Below are 12,359 nucleotides of genomic sequence, written 5' to 3'. Positions count from 1 at the left end.
CGTGTTTCTGCCAAACTGCCAAATATCCTTGTGGGATAAATAGCAGTCTGGAGAAATTGGATTAAACCGTTTTTTCTTGGCCGCCGGTTTCAACTAAAACCATTGGACCATTTTGCAAGCTAACAGGTGCTTTAGGAGTTCTGCCTGTTGGCAAAATTTCTGGCTCTGCTTTGATTTGTGATTGTGCTTCTTGATGCTTACTGGAGTCCGTTGCAACCCAGACCATACCGGCAGACTGAACTACGCTGTGCAATGGAGTCTCTTCAAGTGCCTGGAAGGCAACCTTAGGTAGCTCAGGCATCGGTTTAGCAATCACTTCCATTGCTGGAGCTGGTGCAGCTACTGGAGTAGATGCTGGAGCAGCATTCTCTGTGCGATTACTTTGACGTGGTGCACGTTGCTCTCTTGGTTCTCTAGGCGCACGCGGTGCACGCTCTTTCACTTCGTTAGAAGCTACAGGCGCAGTCGTATGTCCAAAGCTTTGGGCAAGGTTCTGAATCGGCATTGAAGCAGACGCTCCCGCCATACCTACTGGAGGACCCGAGAATGAAGTTGCTACTGCAACAACTGAAGCAATTGCTGCATCGCCATTGGACTCAGTGCGCTCGCCACGTTGACCACGACCACGACCACGACGGTTGCGGCCACGACCACGACGCTCCTCGCCATCTGCGTTAGGAGTGATGTCAGTTCCAGGAGCAGCTTCCGTAGCTGGAGTTACCGCAGCTTGATTTTCTGGCTTTGCATTTTGATTGTTCTGGTTGCGATTACCGTTATTTCCGTTACGGTTACGACCGTCTTGACGGCCTCTACCTGAGCCTGCCTCGCGTGGCGCATTTGCACCTTCAGTGCTTGCTGCACCTTCGGCTGGACGCTCAGCGCGATCGTTACGCTCACCACGACGACCACGATTGCGATTGCGATCGCCATTACGGTTGTTTGGATTGCGACCACGTGGTGCGCTAGGAGTAGGCTGCGCTTCTGATTTAGGCGCTGATGAGAATAGACCCTTAATGAATCCGAAGAATCCACCAGTGCTAGCAGTTTCTGCAGCCGCCTTTTCAGTGCGTGCAGGACGTGGCTGACTTACTGGAGCTGGTGCATTTGGCGTAATACCTTTGACAGCAGCTTCAGGGCGAACTTTAACGTCAGCATCTTTACGGCTTACAGCTGTATCCGTTTCAAGTTCACGCGCAGCTTCTTCAGCCATCACGTAACTGGCCTTTTGATCGTCAAGACGTGGATCATCGTGACGTAAACGCTCAAGCTTGTAATGTGGTGTTTCTAAATGCTTATTCGGAATCATCAAGACGTTCACTTTAAAACGTGACTCAATCTTGATGACTTCAGCACGCTTCTCATTCAGCAAGAATGCAGCCACTTCGACTGGAACTTGCGTATGAATGGCGGCAGTGTTTTCTTTCATTGCTTCTTCTTGGATGATGCGCAAGACTTGCAAAGCAGAAGATTCGGTATCGCGGATATGGCCTGTGCCGTTACAACGTGGGCAGGTTACATGGCTACCCTCAGAGAGTGCGGGGCGTAAACGCTGGCGTGACATCTCCATCAAACCAAACTTGGAGATCTTGCCCATCTGAACGCGGGCACGGTCATGACGCAAAGCATCGCGAAGACGATTCTCAACATCTTTCTGCGCCTTGCTAGATTCCATATCAATGAAGTCGATCACGATCAAACCACCCAGGTCACGTAAACGCGCTTGACGGGCGATTTCATCGGCAGCTTCTAAGTTGGTGCGAGTAGCGGTCTCTTCAATGTCAGAGCCGCGGGTTGCACGTGCAGAGTTGACGTCAACTGAAACCAGAGCTTCGGTATGGTCAATCACAATCGCGCCGCCCGAGGGCAATGGCACGGTACGTGAGTATGCAGTTTCAATTTGGTGCTCAATTTGGAAGCGGGAGAACAATGGAACATCGTCCTGGTAACGCTTCACTCTTGGCAGGTTATCTGGCATCACTACTGACATAAATGCCGCAGCTTGTTCGTAGATGTCATCGGTATCGATGAGGATCTCACCAATATCTGGCTGGAAATAATCACGAATCGCACGAATCACTAAGCTCGATTCGAGATAGATCAATAGTGGTGCTGAATTGCCTTTAGCGGCTTCGTCAATCGCTGTCCATAACTGCATGAGATAACTTAAATCCCATTGCAATTCAGTAGCATCGCGGCCAATACCTGCGGTACGAGCAATGATGCTCATGCCATCCGGTACTTCTAATTGAGACATCGCCTCACGGAGTTCTTGACGGTCTTCGCCTTCAATACGACGAGAAACACCGCCTCCACGTGGGTTGTTTGGCATCAATACCAAATAGCGACCTGCCAAGGAGACGAAAGAGGTCAGGGCAGCACCTTTTTGGCCACGCTCTTCTTTTTCTACTTGAACAATAATTTCTTGGCCTTCGCGTAAGGCATCTTTAATAGAGGCATTACGGACATCAATACCTTCTTTAAAGTAGGTGCGGGCCACTTCTTTAAATGGCAGGAAGCCATGGCGTTCTTCGCCGTAATTTACAAAGCAAGCTTCGAGCGAAGGCTCAATGCGAGTAATAACACCTTTGTAAATATTGCCTTTACGTTGTTCACGACCGGCAGCTTCGATATCGATATCGATGAGTTTTTGACCATCGACGATGGCAACTCGCAACTCTTCTTGTTGAGTTGCATTAAATAACATGCGTTTCATAACACTCTCCTATTGGGAGTGCGTCGTTGCGCGCTGCGTTAGGGACAAGTTAGGTACCGCTTGGGGCATAGCCCATTGGCGGCTTTGTAGTGTGGATCAAACAAATCCAGGCATTTACTGCCTGGTACACCAGGTTTAACGTTGTTTAACCGGTGCCACACTTGACGATCGCCGCAGAGACCTCCTTTAGGTCATCAATGCAGGCGCGCGCCTGAAAACTGTCTTCTAATCGCGGGTCGCGGCATACGGCACACCAACCCTGCGCCTCATTACAACGGGGGAGGGGCAACCCCGGGAGTCTATTAAGGGCGACTCCAAGCTCCACGATCTAAACCTGAATCAGGTCTGTCTCGGGCCAATAAATTGGCTAGAGCGTTGATTATACGGCACAAGTTGAAGGACAATGGGGTATCGTTAAGTCCCTTGTCGACCCCCGTCGGGGTGGCAAGAGAGATAAATCATGAAATCCGAACCTATTTCCAAGCCCTTACAGGTCAAAACCAGTGCCCCAGCCGCTGTTCATCTTCAGACTATTGGTCCAGAAGAGGCTGGCCAGCGCCTAGATAACTATCTACTACGTTGGGCAAAAGGGGTTCCCAAAAGCCACGTTTATCGGATTATTCGCTCCGGCGAGGTGCGGGTGAATAAGAAAAGGGCTGAGCCGACTACGCGCTTAATTGAGGGGGATGTCATCAGAGTCCCGCCAGTTCGTCTTGCTGAGCCTGCCCAAATGGCGGCCGTCAATACCGCTCAAACAAAGTCCCGGGCGCAGGGGTATTCCGACAAAATGCCCATTTTGTTCGAGGATGAAGCTCTATTAATAGTAAATAAACCAGCAGGTTTGGCAGTTCATGGAGGTTCAGGAATCGCCCTGGGCGTGATTGAGACCCTGCGCATTACCCGCCCCGAACTCAAATTCTTGGAATTGGTTCACCGTTTGGACCGAGATACATCAGGCGTACTGCTTCTGGCTAAAAAGCGGAGCGCTTTGGTGGAACTGCATCGTCAAATTCGCGAAAGGCAAACAGATAAACGTTATTACTTGCTGGCCCATGGGGAAATTGCTCAGGGCGCAGGCACGATGCAGCTTAAGTTTGCATTACATAAATACCTATTAGCCAATGGCGAGCGTCGCGTTCGTGTTGACCCAGATGGTCTGCCAAGTCATACCGCATTGCGCGTCACTAAAGTAATGAAACGTGGAGAGGTGGCAATCACCCTAGCCGAGGCTCAACTGAAAACCGGACGCACTCACCAGATTCGAGTCCACTTACAAAAACTAGGCCACTCGATTTTGGGTGACGATAAATATGGCTTTGAAGATCAAGACAAGATTGTGAAGTCCAAGCGCCTATATTTGCACGCCCACTTAGCAGGCTTTACTCATCCACGTACTGGCGAGAAAATGCGTATCGAATCACCACTACCCACTGAATTTACCGCGATGATAAAAACTTTTGAAGTGCCTAACAATGTCTGAAGAGCAAAAGCCCGATAGACGTTACGACCTGATCGTCTGGGATTGGGATGGAACCATCATGGATTCCACGCCGACAATCGTCGACTGTATTCAGCAAGCTTGCCGTGATTTAGGTTTCAAAGAGCCCGATGACACTTTGGCTAGTTCGGTCATTGGTTTGGGTATTCAGGATTCACTCAGAAGAGCGGTGCCTTGGATTGAGCCAGCGCATTTCCCTAATTTAACGGAGCGCTTTCGATTTCACTATCTGGCTAAAGATCACGAACTCGATTTATTTCCAGGTATTCGTGAATTACTCCAAAGCCTACGCGAGGATGGTTATCTATTAGGTGTTGCCACTGGAAAGTCTCGCGTTGGACTGGATCGATCTTTAAAACATCATCAGCTAGAGCAGATGTTTCATGAGACCCGTACTGCGGATGAATCTTTCTCGAAGCCCCATCCCGGAATGCTCTTAGAGCTCTCGGATGTGATGCAAGTACCCATGCGCCGTATGCTGATGATTGGTGATACCACCCATGATTTAGATATGGCAGCTAATGCAGGAGTTGATGCGGTGGCGGTTACGTATGGCGCGCATCCTCCGAGTACTTTAAAAGAAGCACCATCACTGATGCATGTGGATGATGTCGCGCAGTTGGCAACTTGGCTCAGTCAGAATCTCACTGTTAAAAACTAGTTAGTAAAAAGGATTAAAAAGATGGATCAAAATCAATCTGAGAATGCGAATCAAAATTGGGAGCGTCAAGCCCTTGAGCATTTATTGCTAGAGAATTTAAAAGAGACTCGCAAGGCGCGTCGCTGGAAAGCAGTGTTTCGTATCCTCACCCTTCTGGTCTTTGTCGGCGTAATACTGGCGGTATTTGATTTTCATCTGCCAGGGCGCGGTATGGGTACGGAAAAACATACCGCCTTAGTCACGCTGGAAGGGGAGATTTCTTCGAGTTCGATGGCTAATGCATTAGATATCAACTCATCACTGACTGCCGCTTTTGAAAATGATAATAGTGCAGGGGTAGTCTTGCGTATCAATAGTCCAGGCGGTTCTCCAGTTCAGGCTGGCATGATGAATGATGAGATTCATCGCTTACGCAAACTCTATCCAGGTAAGCCGTTTTATGTCGTAGTGGAGGATATCTGTGCTTCAGGCGGTTACTACGTAGCTGTTGCAGGCGACCAAATTTTGGTGGACAAGGCGAGCTTAGTTGGATCTATTGGCGTGATCATGGAAGGCTTTGGTTTTACTGGCCTGATGGATAAGTTGGGCGTGACTCGTCGCATGATCACGGCTGGCTCCAATAAGGGCATGATGGATCCATTCTCCAAAGAAAATCCACAGCAAGTAGAAATGATTAAAACGATGATTGATGAGATTCATCAACAATTTATTGCGGTAGTCAAAGCAGGTCGTGGCGATCGTCTAAAAGAAACCCCGGAGATGTTTTCGGGCCGCGTTTGGAATGGCGAGCAAGCAATCAAAATTGGTTTAGTGGATGGTTATGGAACGGTAGAGACCGTGGCACGCGATGTCTTCAAGGCGCCAGATATTCTGGACTACACCATGAAAGAGAATTTTGCTGAGCGTGTTGCTAAACGTTTCGGCGCTGAAGTTGGCGCTGCAGCAGGTAAGGCTTTAATTAAGACCCCTGATCTAAAGTAAAAACGATAGATTAATTAGGTAACAAAAGCACCTAGGCCAGCAATAGAAATACTGCTGGCCTATTTTGTAATGAAGCGCAGGCAGCCTCATTTGGAAAGCGCTTGCGCCAATCTGCAATTGATAGCGTAGTGATCATCTCAGTTGGCAAGCTCAGATCCATTCCCATGCAAAGCATGGATTGCGGTGACAGCGTATTCAGGCATGCCATCAGCATCGCAGTATTGCGATACGGTGTCTCAATCCAAATTTGAGTCTGATGTAATTTTCTAGATTCCACTTCCAACTGTTTCAGTCGCGCAGTGCGATCTTGAGCATCATGTGGAACATAACCCTGAAACGTAAAGCGTTGACCATTTAAACCACTGGCCATCAGGCCCAGCAGAATAGAGCTTGGGCCGACCAAAGGCTTCACTTTGGCACCCAGCTTATGCGCTGCCAGTACGAGTTCTGCACCAGGATCCGCCACCCCCGGAACGCCAGCCTCTGACATAAGCCCCATGTCTTTGCCGGCAATGAGGGGCTGGAGTAAATCCATCGGTTTAACAGCGTCACCATACTTAGCATTGCGTGCAACGCCACGCCACTCACTCATCTGCATTTCTTGAATAGTGCAAGCTAAGGGTGAAACGCTATCGACTGCTTTTAAAAAAGCACGGGCAGTTTTTGCATCCTCCACAATCCAGTGGGTGAGCTTGGCAGTGTGGGAAATAGTTTCGCTTGGTAAAACCCAAGGCAATTGCTCCACGCGAGCATCATCACCCAAAGTATTGGGAATTAAAAAGAGGGTGCCTAGTGTTGAACTCATTATTTTTTACCTGGAATAACAAAGCCCGCTTCACGCAATAAGCTACTCAGTGCGATCAATGGCAAGCCAATTAATGCAGTGGGATCATCGCTTTTGATGGACTCCAAGAGTGAGATTCCGAGGCCTTCAGACTTGGCGCTACCAGCACAGTCGTAGGGCTCTTCGGCATGGAGGTATGCCTCTAGAGCATCATCCGATAGTTTTCGAAAGGTCACTTCCGTAGGAATATTGATTGTTGTTTCGACATCGCCATGCATCAGACAGAGCGCCGTTTGAAAAGTCACAGTAGCACCGCGCATGAGTTGTAGTTGCGCCATAGCGCGCTCAAAGTTTCCTGGTTTACCAATAGCAGCTCCACACAGATCGGCTACTTGATCCGAGCCAATGACCCATGCCTCGGGGTGATCTTTCGCAACTGCCGCAGCTTTCGCCTTGGCTAAGCGCAAGGCTAAATTTACAGTGTCTTCTCCTGGGAGGGGGGTTTCATCCACCTGGGGAGAGATGACATCAAAGGGAATACGCAGGCGCTCTAAGAGCTCCCGACGGTAGACCGAGGTGGATGCCAGAATTAGTTTTTTTGCAGAATTACTCATCGCTACTCGTACTTTCGCTAAAGCCTTCATTTAGACTGATGTCATGAATCGTAATCAAGTTTTACCTCAAGTTGAGCTATCCGCCGATCCCAAGGCTTTGAGTCGGATCGACTTTTGCGCCCCTCAGTCCTATAAAGGGACAGGATTTTTAGAGATTTCAGCCCTGCCTAGGCTGACTGAAGAGGCCTCTAGTATTGAGCAGGGCGATGGCTTTCATTGGGAATTAAAGACCCATTTTGCAGATTCTCCTGGTTCTGAGCCCCGGCAAATTCTGAAATTGGCTGTAAAAGGCCGTATTCACCTAGTTTGTCAGAGCTGTTTGCAGGATTGCGGACTGGATTTGGTTCAAGAGAGTCGATTTGTCATGGTGGCCACCGAGGAGGAAGCTGACGCCTTTCCTATGGAGGATGATCAACAAGAGCCTTTGGTAGCAAGCCAGCACTTTGACCTTCTAGGGCTAATTGAGGATGAAATCCTCCTTTCCATGCCCTTAATTCCAAAGCATCCAGAGGGTGCTTGCCAGCCCCATACCTCGTCATTTGGCGAGGTTGGCGAAGCTTTGGATGCCTCCGACAAGCCTCAGAACCCCTTTAACATATTGAAAAATATGAAGAAAAATTGATTTGATCCCATTTATTGGGAGCGGTATTCCAAATCCGTTTTATCAACAAATCAGGCATTTATCTCAATTTACATGCTAGAATGTCGCCTTGCTTAGGAGTTCAATATGGCCGTCCAACAGAATAAAAAATCACCATCCAAACGTGGCATGCACCGTGCGCACGACTTTTTGACCGCACCTGCTACGGCTGTTGAAGCCACAACTGGTGAGGCTCATTTGCGCCACCACATTTCACCAAACGGCTACTACCGTGGCCGTAAAGTTGTTAAAACAAAAAACGACTAGTTCTTTAGTCTAAAAGATAGAAGCGGCTCCAATAAAAGCCGCTTTTTTCTTTAAAAAAACCACTTGCAGCAATACCTGATTTTATGAGCGTCACACTTGCTATCGATGCCATGGGCGGAGATCACGGGATAGTCGTTACTGTTCCCGCTTGTTGTGATTTTCTCGAAAAACATACTGATGTAAAGATTGTTTTAGTTGGCAATTCGGAGGCACTCGAGCAAGCCTTGAGTCAATTTCCCAAAGCGCTGGTGGAACGCATCCAAATCATTTCTGCTAGTGAAGTCGTCCTGATGGATGACCCCATTGAGGTGGCATTGCGTCGTAAAAAAGATTCTTCCATGCGGGTTGCCATCGAGCAGGTTAAAGATGGTCTGGCTGACGCGATCATTTCCTCTGGTAATACTGGCGCCTTGATGGCCATATCCCGCTATATCCTCAAAACGCTGGACGGTGTGGACCGTCCTGCAATTGCTACTGCGATCCCGAATGAAAAAGGGCGCGGTACTACGATGTTGGATCTTGGTGCTAACGCAGACTGCGAGCCTATGCATTTGGTGCAATTTGCACAAATGGCTAACGTGATGGTTCAAGTTGTCGACGGCAAACAAAATCCCTCCATCGGTCTTTTGAATATTGGTGAGGAAGTCATTAAAGGTAATGAAGTAGTGAAGCAGACGAGTGAGTTGCTACGCCAAACAAACCTCAACTTTTATGGCAACGTAGAAGGTAATGACATTTTTAAAGGCACTACGGATATCGTGGTGTGCGATGGTTTTGTGGGTAACGTTGTCCTGAAGGCCAGTGAAGGCTTGGCAAAGATGATGAGTGGTCTAATTAAACAAGAATTTAATCGCTCATGGCTGACTAAACTCATGGCGATCTGTGCCATGGTGCCCTTATTACGTGTTCGCAAGCGTGTGGATCATCGCCGCTATAACGGGGCGGTATTATTGGGTTTACGTGGTTGCGTGATTAAGAGCCACGGTTCAGCGGATCGTTTTGCATTTAGTTTTGCGCTTGAGCGCGCATATGAAGCAGCAAAAAATCGCATGGTAGAGCGGATCGCTCAAGCTTTTGCGGCGGAGACAAAGCAATCATGAGTACTTATTCACGAATAGCCGGAACTGGAAGTTATCTTCCGGAACAGCGTTTGAGCAATCAAGACTTAGTTGAGCGTTTAGCGAAGATTGGTCTTGAAACTAGCGATGAATGGATTGTGACTAGAAGTGGAATTTCTGCTCGTCACTTTGCTGCAGAAAACCAACTCACGAGTGACCTAGCAGTCAAGGCAGCCCAAGCGGCATTAGAGGCGGCTGGCTGTACTTCTGAAGATCTTGATTTAATTATTTTGGCGACATCGACACCAGATCATTTGGGCGGTTTCCCCAGTACGGCTTGTGTAGTGCAAGACAAGTTGGGCGCTCATACCAATTGCGCAGCATTCGATGTCCAGGCAGTCTGTGCAGGCTTTACTTATGCTCTCGCAATTGCGGATGCATTTATTCGTACGGGCACTTACAAAAAAGTATTAGTTCTCGGCGCAGAAACTTTCTCCCGCATTTTGGATTTTCAGGATCGCACCACTTCTGTTTTATTTGGCGATGGTGCTGGCGCAGTTGTATTAGAAGCTTCTACCGAGCCAGGCATTTTGGCTACGGCCTTGCATGCGGATGGCAGTCAACGCGATATCCTGTGTGTGCCAGGGCGCGCTAAGCAGGGTGGTGTAGAGGGAACCGCTTACTTAACCATGGATGGCCCTGCAGTGTTTAAGTTGGCTGTCAAAGTACTTGAGCAAGTCGCTCATGAAGCTTTAGAAAAAGCCAACCTCAAACCAGAGCAAATTGATTGGTTGGTTCCGCATCAAGCCAATATTCGCATTATGGAGAGCACGGCTCGCAAGATGGGTATGTCAATGGATAAGGTCATTGTGACCGTCCATGAGCACGGCAATACTTCTGCTGCCTCTATCCCGCTTGCGCTCGATGTCGGCGTGCGCTCTGGTCAAATTCAACGTGGCCAACATCTTTTACTAGAGGGTGTGGGCGGTGGCTTTGCTTGGGGCGCAGCAGTTATTAAGTACTAAAGCAAAAATATCAATAACCATTATTCAGCGATTATTCCTATGACATTTGCATTTGTATTCCCTGGCCAAGGTTCCCAATCTGTTGGGATGCTCAACACTATTGCTGATCGCCCTGAAGTCCGTGCGACTTTGCAGGAAGCTTCAGAAGCCTTAGGTGAAGATGTTGCAAAACTCATTGCTGAAGGCTCCGCTGAGGCATTGTCTCTAACGACTAATACGCAACCTGTGATGTTGACTGCAGCGATTGCGTTTTATCGCGCTTGGTTAGCCTCTGGTGGCGCCGTTCCTCAGATGATGGCTGGTCATAGCTTGGGTGAGTACTCTGCTTTGGTTGCTGCAGGCGTCATTGATTTTAAAGATGCTGTGCCTTTGGTTCGTTTTCGTGCTGAGGCGATGCAGACAGCAGTGCCAGTAGGTACTGGTGGTATGGCCGCTATCTTGGGTTTAGATGATGCGATTGTGAAGACGGTTTGTGCTGAGGCTGCTGCAGCCTCAGGTGGTGTAGTGGAGGCTGTGAACTTCAATGCTCCAGGGCAAGTCGTCATTGCCGGCGGCAGTGATGCGGTAACTAAAGCCTGTGAATTGCTTAAGGCGGCTGGCGCAAAACGTGCTCTGCCATTGCCAGTGTCAGCGCCATTTCATTCATCATTATTGCAGCCTGCCTCTGAAAAACTCAAAGGCTACTTGGCTGGTATTGAATTTAAGGTTCCGACTATCTCCGTAGTCAACAACGTGGATGTCAATGTATTGAATGATCCTGCAGCCATCAAGGACGCCTTAGTGCGTCAAGCTGCCAAGCCTGTGCGTTGGCAAGAGACTATTAATGCGATGGCACAGCAGGGAATTAATCAAGTAGTGGAGTGCGGTCCCGGTAAGGTATTGGCTGGATTAACAAAGCGTATTAATGAGAATGTCACTGGACTGCCTATCTTTGATGAAGTCAGTCTCAATGAGGCATTGGCTGCGGTAAAGTAAAAAAGAAACAACAAAGAAATAACAAAGAAACAACGGAAGACAAATATGAATCTCGACTTAAGCGGACAAATTGCATTAGTGACCGGCGCATCGCGCGGTATTGGCCAAGCCATTGCGGATGAGTTGGTGAAATGTGGTGCCAGGGTAATTGGTACCGCTACGTCTGAGGATGGCGCCAAAGCAATCAACACCCGTTTACAAGCGAGCGGTGGTCGTGGCGAGGTATTGAATGTGACTGATCCTAAGGCTTGCGAAGACATTATTGATTTGATTGTCAAAGATTTTGGCGGTATCAGTATTTTGGTCAATAACGCAGGCATCACTCGCGATAACCTAGCGATGCGCATGAAAACAGATGAGTGGACCGATGTGATCGATACCAACTTAAGCGCAGTTTTCCGTTTATCGCAAGCTGTAATGCGCCCCATGATGAAAGCGCGCGCTGGCCGCATTATTAATATCACTTCGATTGTTGGCCATATGGGCAACCCTGGGCAAGCTAATTACGCTGCTGCTAAATCCGGTGTTTCAGGCATGACCCGCGCCTTAGCTCGCGAAATCGGTAGCCGCAATATCACTGTCAATTGTGTGGCTCCTGGCTTTATTGACACAGATATGACCCGTGCTTTGAGTGAAGAGCAGCAAAATGCCCTAAAAGCGAATATTCCTTTGGCGCGTCTGGGTAGCCCAGAAGATGTAGCCCAAGCAGTGGCGTTTTTAGCCTCTCCAGCGGCCGGATATATCACTGGAAATACCTTGCATGTCAATGGCGGACTCTATTTAGCCTAATAACAAAGCAGGAATTGATCATTTTTTGGCGGATTTACTAATTTAGCCTGCCAAGCTGATAAAATCCTTTTCATCGTTTTTTTACAACCCTTGGGGGAATTAATGGATAACATCGAACAACGCGTTAAGAAGATCGTCGCTGAGCAATTGGGCGTCGCAGAAGCAGAGATCAAGAATGAATCTTCTTTTGTGAATGACTTAGGCGCAGACTCTCTTGACACTGTTGAATTGGTAATGGCTTTGGAAGATGAGTTCGGGATTGAAATTCCGGATGAAGAAGCTGAGAAAATTACTACTGTTCAGCTTGCTATCGATTTTGCTCAGTCAAAAGCTCAGGGTTAATTCCCTAGCTTA

Annotated in this window: 13 protein-coding genes; 10 read left to right on the top strand and 3 right to left on the bottom strand. The window is 48.3% G+C overall.

From position 1 onward, the window contains the following. Positions 1–61: 61 nt before the first annotated feature. Complete coding sequence (locus C2758_RS07895; protein ID WP_215327688.1) at positions 62–2,713, bottom strand: Rne/Rng family ribonuclease; 2,652 nt, start codon at positions 2,711–2,713, stop codon at positions 62–64. A gap of 460 nt (positions 2,714–3,173) precedes the next feature. On the opposite strand from C2758_RS07895, the gene C2758_RS07890 reads away from it, so the two are divergent. Genes C2758_RS07890 through C2758_RS07880 form a run of 3 tightly spaced genes read left to right on the top strand, consistent with a single transcriptional unit; the run spans position 3,174 to position 5,853 of the window. Beyond that, positions 3,174–4,193 carry an RluA family pseudouridine synthase gene (locus C2758_RS07890; protein WP_215327687.1) on the top strand — a complete coding sequence of 340 codons (1,020 nt, stop codon included), beginning with the start codon at positions 3,174–3,176 and terminating at the stop codon, positions 4,191–4,193. Continuing rightward, positions 4,186–4,872, top strand: coding sequence for an HAD-IIIA family hydrolase (locus tag C2758_RS07885; protein ID WP_215327686.1), 687 nt, complete (start codon positions 4,186–4,188; stop codon positions 4,870–4,872). The genes C2758_RS07890 and C2758_RS07885 overlap by 8 nt, the downstream gene beginning before the upstream one ends. A 21-nt stretch (positions 4,873–4,893) precedes the next feature. Beyond that, the gene (locus C2758_RS07880; RefSeq protein ID WP_215327685.1) at positions 4,894–5,853 is read left to right on the top strand and encodes a S49 family peptidase; all 960 of its coding nucleotides are present in this window, start codon (positions 4,894–4,896) and stop codon (positions 5,851–5,853) included. A gap of 31 nt (positions 5,854–5,884) precedes the next feature. Here C2758_RS07880 and C2758_RS07875 read toward each other — a convergent pair whose 3' ends face one another. Next, positions 5,885–6,658: an SAM-dependent methyltransferase gene (locus C2758_RS07875; RefSeq protein ID WP_215327684.1), complete on the bottom strand. Its 774-nt coding sequence runs from the start codon at positions 6,656–6,658 to the stop codon at positions 5,885–5,887. Beyond that, positions 6,658–7,251 carry a Maf family nucleotide pyrophosphatase gene (locus C2758_RS07870; protein WP_215327683.1) on the bottom strand — a complete coding sequence of 198 codons (594 nt, stop codon included), beginning with the start codon at positions 7,249–7,251 and terminating at the stop codon, positions 6,658–6,660. The genes C2758_RS07875 and C2758_RS07870 overlap by 1 nt, the downstream gene beginning before the upstream one ends. Before the next feature lie 43 nt (positions 7,252–7,294). On the opposite strand from C2758_RS07870, the gene C2758_RS07865 reads away from it, so the two are divergent. The 7 genes from C2758_RS07865 (at position 7,295) to acpP (ending at position 12,347) form a co-directional block, all read left to right on the top strand. Then, the gene (locus C2758_RS07865) at positions 7,295–7,873 is read left to right on the top strand and encodes a YceD family protein (protein ID WP_215327682.1); all 579 of its coding nucleotides are present in this window, start codon (positions 7,295–7,297) and stop codon (positions 7,871–7,873) included. 105 nt (positions 7,874–7,978) lie between these two features. Then, a complete protein-coding gene (gene rpmF / locus C2758_RS07860; RefSeq protein WP_011902241.1) occupies positions 7,979–8,158 on the top strand; it encodes a 50S ribosomal protein L32 in 180 nt (59 codons plus the stop codon). 83 nt (positions 8,159–8,241) lie between these two features. After that, positions 8,242–9,258 carry a phosphate acyltransferase PlsX gene (gene plsX / locus C2758_RS07855; RefSeq protein ID WP_215327681.1) on the top strand — a complete coding sequence of 339 codons (1,017 nt, stop codon included), beginning with the start codon at positions 8,242–8,244 and terminating at the stop codon, positions 9,256–9,258. Continuing rightward, positions 9,255–10,241 (top strand): beta-ketoacyl-ACP synthase III, encoded by a 987-nt coding sequence (locus C2758_RS07850; RefSeq protein WP_215327680.1) that lies wholly within the window; start codon positions 9,255–9,257, stop codon positions 10,239–10,241. Before plsX ends, C2758_RS07850 begins: the two co-directional genes overlap by 4 nt. 39 nt (positions 10,242–10,280) lie before the next feature. After that, positions 10,281–11,216, top strand: coding sequence for an ACP S-malonyltransferase (gene fabD, locus C2758_RS07845; protein WP_215327679.1), 936 nt, complete (start codon positions 10,281–10,283; stop codon positions 11,214–11,216). Between the two features lie 45 nt (positions 11,217–11,261). Then, the gene (gene fabG / locus C2758_RS07840; RefSeq protein WP_215327678.1) at positions 11,262–12,005 is read left to right on the top strand and encodes a 3-oxoacyl-ACP reductase FabG; all 744 of its coding nucleotides are present in this window, start codon (positions 11,262–11,264) and stop codon (positions 12,003–12,005) included. Positions 12,006–12,107: 102 nt separating this feature from the next. Beyond that, positions 12,108–12,347: an acyl carrier protein gene (acpP, locus tag C2758_RS07835; protein WP_046330561.1), complete on the top strand. Its 240-nt coding sequence runs from the start codon at positions 12,108–12,110 to the stop codon at positions 12,345–12,347. Positions 12,348–12,359: the final 12 nt, after the last annotated feature.

It is taken from the genome of Polynucleobacter sp. AP-Sving-400A-A2, from assembly GCF_018688155.1.
Classification (GTDB): domain Bacteria; phylum Pseudomonadota; class Gammaproteobacteria; order Burkholderiales; family Burkholderiaceae; genus Polynucleobacter.
Note: the sequence above shows the minus strand (reverse complement) of the source record. Positions and strands in the feature narration are given on the sequence as shown.

Excerpts from the sequence above, each read along its gene's own strand:
- C2758_RS07895 (WP_215327688.1), bottom strand. The coding sequence starts at position 2,713 with ATGAAACGCATGTTATTTAATGCAACTCAACAAGAAGAGTTGCGAGTT.
- C2758_RS07890 (WP_215327687.1), top strand. The coding sequence starts at position 3,174 with ATGAAATCCGAACCTATTTCCAAGCCCTTACAGGTCAAAACCAGTGCC.
- C2758_RS07885 (WP_215327686.1), top strand. The coding sequence starts at position 4,186 with ATGTCTGAAGAGCAAAAGCCCGATAGACGTTACGACCTGATCGTCTGG.
- C2758_RS07880 (WP_215327685.1), top strand. The coding sequence starts at position 4,894 with ATGGATCAAAATCAATCTGAGAATGCGAATCAAAATTGGGAGCGTCAA.
- C2758_RS07875 (WP_215327684.1), bottom strand. The coding sequence starts at position 6,658 with ATGAGTTCAACACTAGGCACCCTCTTTTTAATTCCCAATACTTTGGGT.
- C2758_RS07870 (WP_215327683.1), bottom strand. The coding sequence starts at position 7,251 with ATGAGTAATTCTGCAAAAAAACTAATTCTGGCATCCACCTCGGTCTAC.
- C2758_RS07865 (WP_215327682.1), top strand. The coding sequence starts at position 7,295 with ATGAATCGTAATCAAGTTTTACCTCAAGTTGAGCTATCCGCCGATCCC.
- rpmF (WP_011902241.1), top strand. The coding sequence starts at position 7,979 with ATGGCCGTCCAACAGAATAAAAAATCACCATCCAAACGTGGCATGCAC.
- plsX (WP_215327681.1), top strand. The coding sequence starts at position 8,242 with ATGAGCGTCACACTTGCTATCGATGCCATGGGCGGAGATCACGGGATA.
- C2758_RS07850 (WP_215327680.1), top strand. The coding sequence starts at position 9,255 with ATGAGTACTTATTCACGAATAGCCGGAACTGGAAGTTATCTTCCGGAA.
- fabD (WP_215327679.1), top strand. The coding sequence starts at position 10,281 with ATGACATTTGCATTTGTATTCCCTGGCCAAGGTTCCCAATCTGTTGGG.
- fabG (WP_215327678.1), top strand. The coding sequence starts at position 11,262 with ATGAATCTCGACTTAAGCGGACAAATTGCATTAGTGACCGGCGCATCG.
- acpP (WP_046330561.1), top strand. The coding sequence starts at position 12,108 with ATGGATAACATCGAACAACGCGTTAAGAAGATCGTCGCTGAGCAATTG.